Source organism: Allobosea sp. (genome assembly GCF_017308075.1).
Classification (GTDB): domain Bacteria; phylum Pseudomonadota; class Alphaproteobacteria; order Rhizobiales; family Beijerinckiaceae; genus Allobosea.
This window is the reverse complement of record NZ_JAFKFX010000059.1, coordinates 18,216-32,086: the sequence shown is the minus strand read 5'-3', so window position 1 is coordinate 32,086 and position 13,871 is coordinate 18,216. Positions and strand designations below refer to the sequence as shown.

25 protein-coding genes and 1 pseudogene are annotated in these 13,871 nt (G+C 63.7%); 16 read left to right on the top strand and 10 right to left on the bottom strand.

Annotated features, from left to right (window positions below; all coding sequences use genetic code 11):
- Nucleotides 1-41: 41 nt before the first annotated feature.
- The 10 genes from J0J10_RS26515 to J0J10_RS26475 form a co-directional block, all read right to left on the bottom strand.
- Nucleotides 42-368, bottom strand: a complete 327-nt coding sequence (locus J0J10_RS26515; protein WP_291650579.1) for a hypothetical protein — start codon at nucleotides 366-368, stop codon at nucleotides 42-44.
- Nucleotides 365-730: an HNH endonuclease gene (locus J0J10_RS26510; protein WP_291650578.1), complete on the bottom strand. Its 366-nt coding sequence runs from the start codon at nucleotides 728-730 to the stop codon at nucleotides 365-367. The genes J0J10_RS26515 and J0J10_RS26510 overlap by 4 nt, the downstream gene beginning before the upstream one ends.
- The gene (locus tag J0J10_RS26505) at nucleotides 727-1,230 is read right to left on the bottom strand and encodes a hypothetical protein (protein WP_291650577.1); all 504 of its coding nucleotides are present in this window, start codon (nucleotides 1,228-1,230) and stop codon (nucleotides 727-729) included. Before J0J10_RS26505 ends, J0J10_RS26510 begins: the two co-directional genes overlap by 4 nt.
- A complete protein-coding gene (gene bet / locus J0J10_RS26500; protein ID WP_291650576.1) occupies nucleotides 1,227-2,201 on the bottom strand; it encodes a phage recombination protein Bet in 975 nt (324 codons plus the stop codon). The genes J0J10_RS26505 and bet overlap by 4 nt, the downstream gene beginning before the upstream one ends.
- Nucleotides 2,198-2,656, bottom strand: a complete 459-nt coding sequence (locus J0J10_RS27085) for an HNH endonuclease signature motif containing protein (RefSeq protein ID WP_366826292.1) — start codon at nucleotides 2,654-2,656, stop codon at nucleotides 2,198-2,200. The genes bet and J0J10_RS27085 overlap by 4 nt, the downstream gene beginning before the upstream one ends.
- Entirely contained in the window at nucleotides 2,653-3,168 is a 516-nt protein-coding gene (locus J0J10_RS26495) for a siphovirus Gp157 family protein (protein WP_291650575.1), read from the bottom strand. The genes J0J10_RS27085 and J0J10_RS26495 overlap by 4 nt, the downstream gene beginning before the upstream one ends.
- Nucleotides 3,165-3,425 carry a hypothetical protein gene (locus J0J10_RS26490; protein WP_291650574.1) on the bottom strand — a complete coding sequence of 87 codons (261 nt, stop codon included), beginning with the start codon at nucleotides 3,423-3,425 and terminating at the stop codon, nucleotides 3,165-3,167. The genes J0J10_RS26495 and J0J10_RS26490 overlap by 4 nt, the downstream gene beginning before the upstream one ends.
- Nucleotides 3,422-3,586: a hypothetical protein gene (locus J0J10_RS26485; RefSeq protein WP_291650573.1), complete on the bottom strand. Its 165-nt coding sequence runs from the start codon at nucleotides 3,584-3,586 to the stop codon at nucleotides 3,422-3,424. Before J0J10_RS26485 ends, J0J10_RS26490 begins: the two co-directional genes overlap by 4 nt.
- The gene (locus J0J10_RS26480; protein ID WP_291650572.1) at nucleotides 3,583-3,933 is read right to left on the bottom strand and encodes a hypothetical protein; all 351 of its coding nucleotides are present in this window, start codon (nucleotides 3,931-3,933) and stop codon (nucleotides 3,583-3,585) included. The genes J0J10_RS26485 and J0J10_RS26480 overlap by 4 nt, the downstream gene beginning before the upstream one ends.
- Before the next feature lie 163 nt (nucleotides 3,934-4,096).
- A complete protein-coding gene (locus tag J0J10_RS26475) occupies nucleotides 4,097-4,714 on the bottom strand; it encodes a helix-turn-helix domain-containing protein (RefSeq protein WP_291650571.1) in 618 nt (205 codons plus the stop codon).
- Between the two features lie 80 nt (nucleotides 4,715-4,794).
- Between J0J10_RS26475 and J0J10_RS26470 the strand changes: the two genes are divergently transcribed.
- From J0J10_RS26470 to J0J10_RS26395, 16 genes and pseudogenes are all read left to right on the top strand, one after another.
- Nucleotides 4,795-5,028 carry a helix-turn-helix domain-containing protein gene (locus J0J10_RS26470; protein WP_291650570.1) on the top strand — a complete coding sequence of 78 codons (234 nt, stop codon included), beginning with the start codon at nucleotides 4,795-4,797 and terminating at the stop codon, nucleotides 5,026-5,028.
- Nucleotides 5,028-5,240: pseudogene (locus tag J0J10_RS26465) on the top strand (DUF2312 domain-containing protein); the annotation flags it as partial. The gene J0J10_RS26470 and the pseudogene J0J10_RS26465, both read left to right, overlap by 1 nt.
- Before the next feature lie 471 nt (nucleotides 5,241-5,711).
- Nucleotides 5,712-6,179 carry a phage regulatory CII family protein gene (locus J0J10_RS26460; RefSeq protein ID WP_291650569.1) on the top strand — a complete coding sequence of 156 codons (468 nt, stop codon included), beginning with the start codon at nucleotides 5,712-5,714 and terminating at the stop codon, nucleotides 6,177-6,179.
- Entirely contained in the window at nucleotides 6,176-6,628 is a 453-nt protein-coding gene (locus J0J10_RS26455; RefSeq protein WP_291650568.1) for a hypothetical protein, read from the top strand. The genes J0J10_RS26460 and J0J10_RS26455 overlap by 4 nt, the downstream gene beginning before the upstream one ends.
- Nucleotides 6,625-6,840 carry a hypothetical protein gene (locus tag J0J10_RS26450; protein WP_291650566.1) on the top strand — a complete coding sequence of 72 codons (216 nt, stop codon included), beginning with the start codon at nucleotides 6,625-6,627 and terminating at the stop codon, nucleotides 6,838-6,840. Before J0J10_RS26455 ends, J0J10_RS26450 begins: the two co-directional genes overlap by 4 nt.
- Complete coding sequence (locus J0J10_RS26445; RefSeq protein WP_291650564.1) at nucleotides 6,837-7,343, top strand: HNH endonuclease; 507 nt, start codon at nucleotides 6,837-6,839, stop codon at nucleotides 7,341-7,343. The genes J0J10_RS26450 and J0J10_RS26445 overlap by 4 nt, the downstream gene beginning before the upstream one ends.
- Before the next feature lie 61 nt (nucleotides 7,344-7,404).
- Complete coding sequence (locus J0J10_RS26440) at nucleotides 7,405-8,802, top strand: DEAD/DEAH box helicase (protein ID WP_291650563.1); 1,398 nt, start codon at nucleotides 7,405-7,407, stop codon at nucleotides 8,800-8,802.
- A complete protein-coding gene (locus tag J0J10_RS26435) occupies nucleotides 8,799-9,698 on the top strand; it encodes a DNA-methyltransferase (protein ID WP_291650561.1) in 900 nt (299 codons plus the stop codon). The genes J0J10_RS26440 and J0J10_RS26435 overlap by 4 nt, the downstream gene beginning before the upstream one ends.
- 3 nt (nucleotides 9,699-9,701) lie before the next feature.
- Entirely contained in the window at nucleotides 9,702-9,911 is a 210-nt protein-coding gene (locus J0J10_RS26430; RefSeq protein WP_291650559.1) for a KOW motif domain-containing protein, read from the top strand.
- A 67-nt stretch (nucleotides 9,912-9,978) separates the two neighbouring features.
- On the top strand, nucleotides 9,979-10,515 hold the full coding sequence (locus tag J0J10_RS26425) for an endonuclease domain-containing protein (protein ID WP_291650557.1): 537 nt from the start codon (nucleotides 9,979-9,981) through the stop codon (nucleotides 10,513-10,515).
- Complete coding sequence (locus J0J10_RS26420; RefSeq protein WP_291650555.1) at nucleotides 10,515-11,387, top strand: hypothetical protein; 873 nt, start codon at nucleotides 10,515-10,517, stop codon at nucleotides 11,385-11,387. The genes J0J10_RS26425 and J0J10_RS26420 overlap by 1 nt, the downstream gene beginning before the upstream one ends.
- The gene (gene nusG, locus J0J10_RS26415) at nucleotides 11,387-12,067 is read left to right on the top strand and encodes a transcription termination/antitermination protein NusG (RefSeq protein WP_291650553.1); all 681 of its coding nucleotides are present in this window, start codon (nucleotides 11,387-11,389) and stop codon (nucleotides 12,065-12,067) included. The genes J0J10_RS26420 and nusG overlap by 1 nt, the downstream gene beginning before the upstream one ends.
- Nucleotides 12,068-12,253: 186 nt before the next feature.
- Nucleotides 12,254-12,457, top strand: a complete 204-nt coding sequence (locus J0J10_RS26410) for a hypothetical protein (protein ID WP_291650551.1) — start codon at nucleotides 12,254-12,256, stop codon at nucleotides 12,455-12,457.
- A 40-nt stretch (nucleotides 12,458-12,497) separates the two neighbouring features.
- Entirely contained in the window at nucleotides 12,498-13,106 is a 609-nt protein-coding gene (locus J0J10_RS26405) for an HNH endonuclease (protein WP_366826285.1), read from the top strand.
- 93 nt (nucleotides 13,107-13,199) lie between these two features.
- On the top strand, nucleotides 13,200-13,664 hold the full coding sequence (locus J0J10_RS26400; RefSeq protein WP_291650548.1) for a phage terminase small subunit P27 family: 465 nt from the start codon (nucleotides 13,200-13,202) through the stop codon (nucleotides 13,662-13,664).
- Between the two features lies 1 nt (nucleotide 13,665).
- A complete protein-coding gene (locus J0J10_RS26395; protein ID WP_291650547.1) occupies nucleotides 13,666-13,863 on the top strand; it encodes a hypothetical protein in 198 nt (65 codons plus the stop codon).
- Nucleotides 13,864-13,871 lie beyond the last annotated feature (8 nt).

The window sequence follows — 13,871 nt, the reverse complement described above, 5'->3', positions numbered from 1 at the left end:
AGCCGTCCGCGACGTTGAGCGGCGTTTCCATGCCGTGCTCATCAGACCATCCGCTCCCAAAGGCTAGCGATCCCAACGAGCGGGATCATGGCGAAGATGACGAAAGTGGCAGCAGCCTCGCCGACCTCGTCGAACGGCCATGCGACGAAAATCCGGCCGTCGTCGACGAACCGCTCGCGCACCGGCACGGCGAAGGTCTGGTAGCGCTCGCCCGACCGGTTGCGGTTGAGGTGCGCGCAAATGCGGTCGACCTCGGCGCGGTCGGTGTGGTGCGCCAGTAGGCCGGTTTCACCGCGGGCAATAGATTCCGCCACGATGCGGGCCTCGGACTGGTCAAAGGCGGGGACGTAGAGGGTGCGCGTGTTCACTGTTGATCCCTCCAAGCGGCGGGCTTCTGCAGTTTTCGGGTGGCGGAACGCTGCGGGGCGTATTTCGGAAAGCCGGGCCCGCGCAGGCGAGAGGGAGGACGGATGCCAAGATGCTTGGCGCCGGCAGCATCGGCCTTCGCGCGCGGCGCTGCCTCTGCGGCCGTCTTCCGAGCATGACATTCAACATGAGCCGGGCGCATGTTCGCGTCGGTGTCGGCCCCGCCCATCGACAGCGGCTTGACGTGCTCGACGTCCCAGCGCTGTTTCGGCGCGTCGATCTTGAGCCCGCACAGGTGGCAGATGCCCTCGGCGTTGAGGAAGATGCGGACGCGGGTGGCCTTGCTGATGGAACGGCGCGTCATGCGGCCCTCCCGATCTCGACCGGGTCGGTGCCGATCATTTCCGCGAGCAGCTCCAGGACAGCCGTCTTGCTGGCCTGGAAGCGCTCCTTGCCCATCGCGCGCATGGACTGGCTCTCGGCTGTCCACACCGTCACGACGCATTCGCGAGCGGTGACGACGGCATAGGTGTCCATCGGCTTGACGAAGGCTGCGATCCGCTGGGCTTCCGCCTTGCTGGACGCGACGACGTCCCGGCTCTGGCGATATCCCGCGCGGATCAGGCACCAGCGGCGAAGGTGCTCGCTCGTCGGGAACTGATCGGTCAGGTTCTCGGGGAGCGACTGCCATGCAGCGTTGACCGACGCGAAGAAGTGAGCGTGGCTCTTCGCCGAGCGCTGCTCGATCGCTTCGAGATTGTAGATCTCGCCGACGACGAAAGCCACGTCGCATCGACGGGCGAAGGTCGGAAGCGGAACCATGGCTTCGCCGGTCCAGCGGAAGGGCAGGGCAGGCGTCGTCACTGGGCACCGCCCGACGCCATGGCGCCTTCGATCAGCTTCTTGACCTCCAGGGCGTCGCCGGGCTGGCGGGCCCAGAAATCGCGAAGCGCATGGCGGTTGCGGCTCTCGAAAAGACCGATCGCCGAGACCTCGTCGCCGTGCTGCTGCACGAAGTCCGCGACACGATCGGCGATCTTGCCGAGCGGCACTGGCTCCAGCGGCCCGGTAGGGTCGAACTGGAATAGGATCGTCTGCCCCTGCCCGATCTGCGCGAGGCGCTTCTCGGTCGCGCCGGCCTCGGCCGCCTCCCAAGCGGTCAGCTCCTGCGCACGGGTGCGGTCGACTTCCTCGGCGGCGTAAACGTTGCTGAAGTCGTCGGGCCACGCCTTGCGAAGCGCAAGCGCCTCGGCGACCTTCGCCAGCATGAGGCGGGGCATCTTCCCCCAATTGCCGGAGGTGTCCAGCTTGGCGCGAACGTCGCCGATCGGGACCTTCTTCTTCTTCGGCTTCTTGCTGTCCGGCCAGAACTCGCCAGTCTCGACCCACTCGTAATCGTCGGCGCCCTGCTTGATCGGCGCATACTCGTCCCAATAGGCCGAGGCGGTGACCTTGTGCCATTCGCCGTGCGAGTGCTTCCAGACGCGCACCGTCGCCTTGACCAGCCCGATCGGGTTGGTATCGGGATTGGCCGCGGCAGGGTCGATCTCGAATGACGGCTCGTCCTCATCGGGGCGATAGGCGCCGGTGCGGTCCGCAATCGCGCGGAAGCCGTCGATCGCGACGATGATCGACATGCGCCGCTTGTCGGCGTCGCCCTTGGAGAAGACGAAGGCATAAATCTGCCGGCGCAGCGGATCGAGCCGCAGATGCTTGGCGGTATGGCAAAATAATTCGAATTCATCCTGATTGGTGTCGGCCGCGACTGTCTTCCTGATCAGCGCAAGCTGCTGATTGGTGAAGTCGAGCGGACGCAATTGCGCGATGGCGTTCATCGGGAAGCCTCGATCTGTTCACAGGAGAGGGACCGGCGCCGACGTTGTTGGTCGGCGCGCGCGAGTGAACAGGCCCGGCACTGCCGGCCGCTGTACTGGTAGTAAGAGCCCGGCAGGTAAGGGTGGCCCTTGGGGCAGGACGTGACGGTCGCTGAGTGGTGCCGGCCGCGCCTCATCATGTCAGCCGTGTTCTCTGCGTGAGAACCCGCGACCAGATGACCAGGATTGACGCACCGAGGGTTGTCGCACTTGTGGCGAACGATCTTCCCCTCAGGAAGAGAACCGTAGTGCATCTCATATGAGGCGCGATGAGCTAGAACCGGGCCGCGCCGTCGGTCTGTCGCGATCCTTCCATAGCCGTGCTCGTTCACGCTGGCCGTCCAGCGCCAGCACTCTTCCGGAGCGCGCTTGTCGACCTTGGCCCAGAAGCGGGCAGCGAAGCTTTCGGGGATCATCGGCGCAGGATCCTCACCGTGTTGCCGCCGTTGGAGAGGCAGGCTCCCTTGACCTCACGCCCCTCGCGCAGTGCAGCAGACAGGGCTGTTTGATCCAGCTTCGGCGGCTGCGGCTTGAAGAACTCGGCCGGGATGTCGGCTTCCTCGGTGACGATCGCCTTCGGCTTCACCGCGGATAGCGTGGCGGTCCCAACATCGGTCTCCATCGATTTGCGGCCGGAGATTTCGAGGGCAGAGCAGATCAGCGCCCGCTTGAGCTTGGCGCGGTTGGTGAAGCGCTCTTTGCGCGAGGCGAGGTCCTTGGCGTAGGCGTCGATACCTTCGGCCATCGCCTCATCCTCGCCGATGCCGGCCAAGAGCGAGCGGACAAGGGCCGGCAATTCGGTCTCGCCCTCCAACGTGTCGCGGATGAAGTCTTCGTCGCCCTCGGCCAGCTGGGCGATCTGCTCGCGGAGGACGCGGGCGGCTTCGATTTCCTGCTGAGCCTTGCCGATATCGCTGTGTGCGTTCACTGGAATCTCCGATCGGGAAGGGTTGCGGCCATCTCGCTGGCGAGGCGCGCGGTCATGTCGGCGCGCTGGGCTGCCAGAAGATCGCGGACGGGCTTGTGGTGCTTCCAACGTCGTTCGATCTCGGCGCGGCGCGCGACGATCTCTGGCGTGACGACTGCGGCGCGGCGGGCGAGGGCAGCAGCCTTCCGCTCTGACGCACGGCGAGCGCGCAGGGCGACGAACGCGGCGAGGGCCTGACGAGCGAGGCGTCGGATCATGGCGCCACCCCCACCTTGGCGGGGACAACCAAGTATATAGCGCCGCGATACTCGACCCAGCCCCGGCGGAAATCCTTGGCAGTATCAAACCCGTGGTTGAACGAGGCGACTGCAACGCCGGCCAGGAAGCCGAGCAGCGATGCCGTGAAACTGCTCATCATGCCGCCCTCTGGTGATATTCCCAGCATCCGCGGTCATCGGAGCGAGCGTCAGGGTCGTCGCGTTCAGCGAGAGCCTCGAAATAGGCTTGGCGGACGAGGGACTGGTTCCCCCGCGAGAGATCAACGCCCAGCCAATCGGCGATGAAGTCCTCGATGTGGCGCGGAGCGCGCTTCAGCGTCTCGGTCTTCCAAACGACCGGGGAAATGATGACGTAGTGCACACTCCCGATTTCGAAGCGGTCGCCGTCGCCGGAAACGCTGATGTCGAGCCAGCCCGCCGCGAGGCTGTTGCCGTCGCTGTCATCGAACTCGCTGTTGCTGACTGAGAAGTCGATCCAATTGGCCATGGGCCTGTCTCCTCGTTGCGTGAGGAGAATATATGCGCATACGAATATTCGTGCAACAAGAAAATTCGCTGCGGAATATGCGGCGAAACGCTCCGAGCCTTCCGGTCGGTTAAAATCTTAGGTGAAAATGAGCGGTTGGCACGGTGTCAGGCCGCGCGGCGGCCTAACGCGGCGTCATCCCGGTAACGCGCGCAGCCCAGACCACTTCCTGGTCCATAAGCGGCGCTTCCATCTGAGAATGGAGGTCAAACCGGGCTGGGATTCGCCCCTTTTGCAGGACCTTTACAAGAACCTGGCCTCCGGCAATCTCGACGACGCAGAGCTTCCCGAATAGCTCCTCAGTCGGAGGATCTTGGCGCTTGTCGAAATATGCAATCCAGCCGTTCAAGATCGGACCGAGCGAATTGCCACGCAACTCAACCGCGACAGTCAAAGGCGTCCCCCACGCAGGCATAGCCACTTCATCGAAGGGGCCTTGCGCATCTGCATAGAAGTGCGCTTCCGAACCGGCCCCCACGTAACCGACGACTGGGACCATAGTAGTGACAGGGGGCGCGTCTCCGTCTAGCCCCAATTCGCTTAGCAGCGTGTGCAAGTCCTTGCCAAAATAGGAACTCATCCGGGTTAGGGCTTCTAATTCCGGCTCCTGGCGGTCTGTCTCCCATTTGGAGACGGTGGATTGCGACACGTCGAGCGCCTCCGCGAGCTGACCTTGTTTCAGTCCCGCGCGTTTTCTCAGCAGTCGAATCCGGTCGCCAACTGTAGCCATGCGACGACGCATAGGCGGCTTCCTCGGTTGCGTAAAATTCTCTTGCGCATATCCCGCTTGCAGACAAATGCGTATGCGCATATATTCTTGCCATGCAGACCATCGAACGCATCCGTCGCGACATCTTCGGGCTGAAGCAGTCCGAGTTCGCGGAAATCGCAGGGACATCGCAGGGGACGGTCTCGCGCTGGGAGAGCGGAGAAAGTTGCCCCGGCCTTGATCAACTCCAGCAGATCCGCACGGCGGCCGTCGAACGCGGCCTGCCATGGGATGACGCGTTGTTCTTCGACGCGTCCCTTCCCGCCCCCAAGAGCGAGGCCGCGTGATGAGCGACGATCAGATCAAGACGATCATCGAACGCGTCCAGCGTCTCCAAGAGGAGAAGCGGACGATCGAGGACGACATCAAGGAGGTCTACGCCGAAGCCCGCGCCAACGGCTACGACGTGAAGGTCCTTCGCGCCGTCGTGAAGCACCTCGGCAAGGATCAGTCTGAGGTCGAGGAATTCGACGCGATTTTCGACCTCTACCTCCAGGCTTTCAAGAACGGCCTCGCGGGCGCAGGCGCGGGACGCGCCACGTACGCGCACGAGGAGGCAGATCAGAGCAAACGCCGGGAAGTCCACCCGGACGACGCGGAGAGCGACGATGTAGATCGCAGCGCGAGCGCGCAGCCCCATAAAGCCGAAGGCGAGCCGGCCATCCCCACCAAGGCGGGGGACGCAGGAACGGGGCAAGCCGTTTGGGAGCCCGACGCCTCGGGCATTGGACAGCCATCCGGGGCAGGTACCGGAAGCGCCGTGAGAGCCGGCGCGCCAGTCGAGCGCCCCAAGGCCGCGCCGATCGACCTGACCATCCCCGCATTCCTGGACCGTCGGCAGCAAACCCGCCCCGACGCCTAAGCCTTCGAACATCGCATCCCCCAGCCGCCATTTCGGCAGCGGGCAACAACTGAACCCACCACCGTGATCCCGAAACGGGAACGCCGCCGCTTCTGTCCCGAGGACGCCATGCAGCACCGAGACGAATGGTTCTTCCGCTTCAAGACCGCCACCCGCGCGCTGATCAAGATGATCGGCACGATCGAGGATGCCGCGCTCGTCGCCGGCGTGTCGAAGTCGGTCATGCATCGTTGGTCGTCGACCACCGACGCCGACATGATCACGATCGCCGCCGCGCTGAAGCTCGAGGCGGAATGCGGCGTGCCCTGCGTGACAGAGGCCATGGCCGCTCACGGCCGGCTGACCCTCGCCAAGTCGGACGGGTCTGTCCCTCCGTCCTGCATGATGACCGCTTTCGGCGGCGTTGCTGATGAATTCGGTGATCTCGCCAATCGGGTCGCCGAGGCCCTGCGCGATGGCAACCTCTCCCCCAATGATCACGTCGCCATCAACGATGCTCTGACCGAGCTCATCGAGGCCGCCAACAAGGCCAAGGGTACCAGCGCCCGCCTTCGTGCCGTTGGAGATCAGGCATGAACGACTGGCGAGACAGGGCCAGACGACTGCACGAGTCAGGAATGGCGATCAGGGCCATCGCTCGGTCGGTCGGAAAGGGCGCAACCACAGTCCGCGTCGCGCTCGACATCAACGGCGAATATGCCCGGATGGTGGCGCGAAACAATGCGAACAAGGCCAAGTATCGCGCCGCCGAAAAGGCCATTCGCGTCCGGATCGAGCCGCAACCGAAGGGGCCGGATCGGAGCATCCAGAAGGCATACGCCGACAAGCCCGTACGCCCGTTGCCGAGCCTCCCCAAGATCAGCCTGCCGGCGGTCGACGAGGCGCCCATCATCCGCAAGTTCGCGCCGCGTGTTCGCTGGACGTCATCGCCCGGCGCCGAGCGCTGGCGGCAGGTCAATCTCGCCATGATCCGGGCCGGCAAGATCGCCCCTCGTCACGATCTCACATCGGAGATGCAGCAATGATCGCGCTCAAGCGTAATCCTCAGCCTGCCGCCTTCGCTGAGAAATGGCCGCCTCTGGACGAGAAGCTCGACCAGCGCGGCTGCCGCGATGCGCTCACCCTTTTCCGAACCGGCCTCGACAACGTCGAGATCGCTTGGCGCCTGGAATGCACGCCGGCGGCAAGTGCCAACGGAATTGCGAGGGCGCGAGATCAGGAGAGGGCTGCGCTATGAGCCTTCGCCTTCGCAAGGTCCGAATAGTCGGTGATGTGGCGTATGTCCCGCTCACCAACGGCAAGTTCGCCATCATCGATGCGTCCGATGCCGATGCGGTCGGCCGCTTCAATTGGTCAGCGAAGCCCGACCGCGACAGCTTCTATGCCGCGACGATGGTCCACGACGGTGGCCGTCGCAAAGTACTGCGGCTGCACCGGTTCCTGATGCCCGGCGTCTCCGAAATCGTCGACCATATGGACGGAGATAAACTCAACTGCCGGCGGTCAAACCTGCGCCCGGCCACCATCCAGCAGAACAACTGGAATGTGCGTCGACCCCGCCACAACAAGTCGGGGTTCAAGGGGGTGTCCTTCCACCGGGCAACGCAGAAGTGGCGCGCAACGATCGGCGTCAGCGGCATCAAGATTTCACTAGGACTCCACCACTCGAAGGAGAGTGCGCACCGCGCATATCAGGCGGCCGCCCGCAAGTACTTCGGTGAATTCGCGAGGTTCGCATGAACATCGAATTTCTCGCCAACGGAATCGCCTCGGCTCGTGAGCAAGAACGGAAGATGGTGGCGTGAGCCTCGCGAGCTACCACGATATTGTCGCGGCATCGCGCGGCGCCTTCGTCCCTACCGGGTTCGACGGCGGCTTCGATCTGCCCGCATCGCTGTTCCCGCACCAGCGCGCGGCGGTCGAGTTCTCGCTGCGCGCTGGGGCGTCCGCGAACTTCATGGACACCGGGCTTGGCAAGACCCGCGCAGCTCTCTCGTGGGGCCAAGAGGTTGTCTCTCGCACCAATCGCCCGGTGCTGATGCTCGCGCCGCTTGGCGTCACCCGACAGCACAAGGCCGAGGCGGATGATATCGGCATCGAAGCGGTTGTCTCCCGCGATGGCGGGCCGCAAGAGGCACAGATCGTCATCGCAAACTATGAGCGACTGCATCTCTTCGACGCATCCGAGTTCGCCGGCATCATCCTGGACGAGAGCTCGATCCTCAAGAGCTTCTCCGGGCAGACGACTAAGCGCCTGATCGAGACGTTCAAGCGCACGCCTTATCGGCTCGCCTGCACCGCGACGCCCGCGCCGAACGATCATGCTGAGCTCGGCACACATGCTGACTTCCTCGGCGTCATGACGCGCGACCAGATGCTTATGCGCTGGTTCATCCATGACAGCATGGACACCGGCACATGGCGCCTGAAGGGTCACGCCGTGCGCCCATTCTGGGATTGGGTCGCGTCATGGTCGCGCTGCGTTTCGCGGCCGTCCGATCTGGGGTTCTCCGATGGCGGCTTCGAAATGCCCGAACTGCGCATGCATCGGCATCTTGTCGCCGCCGATCGTCTCGCTGGGCGCGGCGAGGAGAAGGACGGACAGGCTCATCTGTTCCGCATGCCGGACATGTCCGCGACCTCGGTCCATACCGAGAAGCGGCTGACCTGCCAGGCGCGAGCCGATGCAGTCGCCGCCATCGTCGCGGCCGAGCCGAACGAGCCTTGGACGGTATGGGTCGAGACTGACTACGACGCCGACGCGATCATGGCGGTGATCCCGGATGCGGTCGAGGTCCGCGGCTCGATGACGCCAGAGCAGAAGGAAGACCGGCTCACGGCCTTCACGACGGGCGCAATTCGCGTGCTGGTGACGAAGGCCAGCATTGCTGGCTTCGGCCTCAACTGGCAGCACTGCGCGCGAACCGTCTTCGCCGGCATGAGCTTCAGCTACGAGGCCTTTTATCAGGCTGTGCGCCGGCACTGGCGCTTCCGCCAGACGCGCCCCGTCGATTGCCATGTCGTCTTTGCCGATACCGAGGCGGCGATCTGGGATGTCGTCTCCCGCAAGGCCGGCGACCACGACGCCATGAAACGCGAGATGACGCAGGCCATGGCCCGCGCCCATCGCGCCGAAACCCGCCTTCATTCCTATCAACCGCAGAAGCTGGCGTCGCTGCCGGCGTGGGTGAGCGCATGACTGAGGTTTACGACCAGACGATTGGCGAGCGGTTCGCGGCCTATCACGCCGATACGGTGGAGTTCACCGCGACGATGCCAGAAAACAGCATCGGCCTGTCCGTCTACTCGCCGCCATTCTCGCAGCTCTACGTCTACAGCGAGAGCGAGCGTGACATGGGCAACGTCGTGGATCACGACGAGTTCGCGGAGCGCTATCGCTTTCTCGTCCGTGATCTTCTGCGCGCGACTAAGCCGGGTCGGATCAGCGCCGTTCATTGCTCGGACTTGCCGCTCAGCAAGTCTCGGGACGGCGTGATTGGTCTCTTCGACCTGCCGGCGCTGATCCGCAAGGTCCACGAGGACGAGGGCTGGATCTATCATTCCCGCGTGACGATCTGGAAATGCCCGGTCGTCGAGATGACGCGGACCAAGGCGCACGGCCTGCTCTACAAGACGCTCCGCACGGACGGCAGCCGCGTGCGCGTAGGCATGCCCGACTATCTGCTCGTCTTCCGCAAGGAGAGTGACGGCAAGACCCCCGAGCCCGTCCAACACGATCCCGGCGTCTATCCTGTGTCATGGTGGCAGGAAGCGGCATCCCCGGTCTGGATGACGATCGATCAGACCAACGTTCTGAACGTCGCCGTTGCTCGCGACGACAAGGACGAGCGCCACCTTTGCCCGCTACAGCTCGACGTGATCGAGCGCGCCGTTCATCTGTGGAGCAACCCCAACGATCTCGTCTACTCGCCATTCATGGGCATCGGCTCGGAGGGCTTCGTCGCCGTCAAACACGGTCGGCGCTTCGTCGGGACCGAGCTCAAGGAAGCGTACTTCCGGCAGGCTGTGCGAAACCTGACACTCGCTGAGGACACCGGGACTGCCGGCGACCTCGTGTCGATGATGGTGGCGTGACCGATGGCCGCCGTCGCCGCCATTCGCGATCCGCTATCCCAAGGCGCCCGCGTCCGCATCATTGCAGGCGAGCACGCTGGCAAGACCGGCACCATCATCCGCGCCTATCGCGGCCGCCCCTGCGGCCTAGACCGCATCTACGTCGAGATCGACGGCGGCCCAGTCGGCTGGTCGGTCGCGTTCAAGGTCGAAGACCTGGAGGCCGTGCGGTGAGCCTTGATCGGCATGCGAGATCAGCAAAGCATCGAGCGGCGCCAAACTTGAAATCGAGACGAACCCTATGAGCTATGATCCGTACGACGAGATTGAGAGACGGGTACTACACTCTGTTGCCGCCAACTTCGCTAGCGTGAAGGCGCGTGGCGTCGGCGATAGCCCAATCGAAAGGATATTTTGGGCGGCACTGTGGGGGGCCGCGCATTACGGCGGTCAATGGCCGATCCTAGGGGCGAGGCTTTCCCATACCGATGAGCAGATGGCTGCCGCCATGGCAGACACGGAGAGCAACAGCTACCATCTGCTCGTCCAGCCCCAGGCGGAAATTGGCGGCTGGCGGGTGGATTTCCTGGTTGCCGCTATCCAGGAGCTGAAGGGACGCCCCTTCGTTTGGCGTCGTGCCATTGTCGAGTGCGACGGTCATGAGTTCCATGAGCGCACGAAGGAGCAAGCGGCGAAGGATCGCAGCCGCGACCGTGAGGCCCAACTGGCCGGGCTTCACGTATTCCGCTTCACCGGATCGGAGATCTGGCGAGACCCGTGGGCCTGCGCATCTCAGGTCTGCGATTGGGCCACTAAGGCTCAGTGGGCGAAAATCTGATGGCCAGAATCCGATCCATCCACCCAGGCCTCTTCACGGACGAAGGCTTCGTATCGTGCAGCCCACTCGCGCGACTTTTGATCCTTGGCCTCTGGACGGAGGCAGATGATCAAGGCGTATTCGAATGGAAGCCTGTCACCCTGAAGATGCGACTTTTGCCGGCAGATGGGGCGGATGTGACCGCCCTTCTTTCGGAGCTCGCAGAGCATAACATTTGTCGTCGCTTCGAGGCAGACGGCAAGGCCTTCGGCGCTATCCGCAACTTCCGGAAATATCAGCGCCCCAAGTACCCGACAGCTGTCCATCCGCTGCCTGATGACATCGCATCATATGTTGCGATTCCCCCAAAGCCGGCAGTTGAAGACGACGGTATCCCCCGAAAAGGCGGAAAGCCTCCGCAGATGGAGGATGGAGGATGGAGGGAAGGGGAAGAGATAGCCAAAGATGCCAGCAAGCCGGCATCTTTGGACGCCGGCCAGCTCGAGATTTTTTTGAAAGGAGCAGAATTCCGCTGCACCGATGCCGCGGGTTCATCTTCGCTCGGCCCATTCTTGCCCATAGCTGGGCTGCTCAGGGAAGGCGTCGTCAGCCTCGATGAGGCCGTGACTATGATACGGGCCCGGCCTGCAGCCGCTGGCGGCGTTCTGTCCTGGAAGTTCTACGCCAAGGTCATTCGGGACGAGTCCCGGTCTCGCCCCGCCAACGGCAGCGGCCCGGCCAAGGTGTTTGTTGCCCGAACAGATCCTGGATGGGAAGCGCATTGCCGAGCCGCGAGGCACTCGCCAAGCCTGACGACGCAGCATACCGAGACCAAAGCCGAGGGCTGGTACTTCCCGGTCTCGTCGCTTTCCTCAATTGAGAGGTCAGCCTGATGGCCAAGAAGAACAGCAACCGCCGGCAGGACAAGTGGAAGAAGGCCGCGCTGAAGGCTGCTGCGAAGGAGCCAGGGCCCAACGAGCGCATCGTGACGAGGACGCTGAACGCGGCACCAGAGCTCGATCTCCGCCCGAAGACAAAGTGGTTCCTGATCTTCACCAGCCCCCGCGCAGAAAGCCGAGCAATGGCGGGGCTTCAGGAGGCGGGCTGCTCTGTGTTCTGGCCCAGCGAGCACAAGACCGTCACGGTCGGCAAGCGGACCACCTTCGACGGTGATATCGCGACCTTCCCCCGATACCTGTTTGCCGCCGGGCCGCTATTGGCAGGCGAGGGCGAGCCCCAGCGCTTCATCGTCAAGGGCAAGCCCATCGGCAGCGTCTTCGACATCGACGGAATTCAGGCCATCGTCTCGGATAGCAATGGCTGGGTGCGGGTCCCGGCGAGGGCACTGCGCGCGATCGCCGACTATCAGAATGGCGTGGCGGCACCCAAGCCGGAGAAGCCCAAGGCGCCCTTCAGCCCCGGAGATACTGCAACGATAATCGAGGGGCCGTTCATGCTGCTGCAGGCGACGATCGTCGATTGCATCGGGCTGCATGAGGCAAAGGTACTGATCGAAGCGTTCGGCCGTTCTGTTGCTGCAACGGTTCCTGCATCGTCCCTTCGAGCCGCATAGGGCTTGCGCGCCCGCGCGTTATGTGCGAGACGATGTTCACGGATTGTTCGGCGTGTGTGCTCGCTCTGTCTGAGTTGACAGAGCTGATGCTCCCCGACCCCCGCGCCGCCTCACCAGCGGCTACAAGCGAAGCTTTGCCCGGCGACCGTGGATGTATCGGCGCACAGGGTGACAGGAGCCCGGCCGATGACCGCTTCCTCTGATGAACAGTTGGACCGGGATTTGATCGAGGCTGCGCGCAAGAGCCTGCGCGACCTGAACCAGCGCATCAGCGTCTTGGCGCACCGTGGTGTTGAGGTCGATGTCAACGTGTTGTCGATCCAGCGGATGGCCAATGGCATGGAATGCCGAGAGGCCATTCTGAGCGCGTCGTTCAAGAAACTGATGTAGAGCCCGGCCTTAGCAGGTCGGGCTTTCTCGTATCGAGATCATGCGGTTCCCGCATCCCGAGCGCCAATGCCCCCTGAGTGGCTGGGGGCTAGTTGCCTGCCAGTCCCCGGTCTCGGGCATAGCAACGAAGTCAGAGGCCGGCGCGCGACGCCGACAGCAACAGCGGGCACAAGCGCGAGAATTCGCCCGAACGGGCAGTAGGCGTCACATGCCATCCCTCCCGCCCAAGCACCGCCTCGCCCGCATCTCGCCTGTCACCCAACGCAAGCAGGTAGACGCACGTCGAGGATCAGCACGAGACCGCGGCTACTCGGCACGATGGGATAGAGCGAGTCTCGCCTTCAAGGCACAGCATCCCCTCTGCATAGGCTGTGAGGCCAGAGGCAAGACAGTCCCGACTGATGTCGTCGACCACATCGTCCCTCATCGTGGCGATCAGGATCTCTTCTGGGACATCGGCAACTGGCAACCTTGCTGCCGCATCTGCCACGACAGGGTGAAGGCCAGGCTAGAGGTCATGTGGTCGCGTGGTGAGATCGGAGCCTCGGCTCTGCGCCTCACCAGCAAGCGGGCGATGGCGATCGGCCGCGAGGTCTTCGGCGATCTTGCACGGATGCAAGGAAAGGAGGGGGGAGAGCCAAAGTTATAGGCTTTTCCTGCCCGGACCGCGCGCCCCGGAAACTTCTCGCGCCGTCAAAACCAAGAACGTTTTGTTGCTTGCGTCAGCGCAAGGTGAACTCGCATGGCGCGTCCGCGCAAACCCTCGCATCTCAAGGTCGTTTCCGGCACTGATCGGAAGGACCGTCGGAACGATGCAGAGCCGGTCGCTCCTAGGGGCGCGCCGGAAGCGCCGCTCTGGCTTTCGAATCGCGCTGCCGAGATCTTCGCCGGACTGTGCGCGACCATCGATGGGATGGGTTACCTCTCGACCGCTGACCAGGCGGTGATCGCCATGGCGGCGAGCCGGCTTGAGGAAGTAGAGATCGCCACCGCTCGCGTCGAGGACGAGGGGCGGACTTACGACACGACGAGCGCGACAGGCGATCGCATGATCCGTCCCAATCCGATGGTGGCGCAGAGAAGCGAGGCCATGCGTCACGCCCATGCGCTGCTGTCCGAGCTCGGGCTGACGCCCGCCGCACGGTCGAAGGTCTCCGCCGGGAAGAAGAACGACGAGAATCCCTTCAAAGCCCTCATGGGAGGCTGACATGACCAACGAGCAGATGGTGAAGGCCTTCAACGAGTGGATGCGCCGCTTCATCGAGGAGCCGGAGCGCTTCGAGGCGGAATTCCGCACCGTGAACAAGTTCCTCGCCGACGAGGCGGAAGGACGTGAGCCGAGCTATGGCGAGACCAGCGCAGCTTATCTGACGCAGCTCGTTTCCGAGCAGGCCGCGGCCCAGTAACGACTATG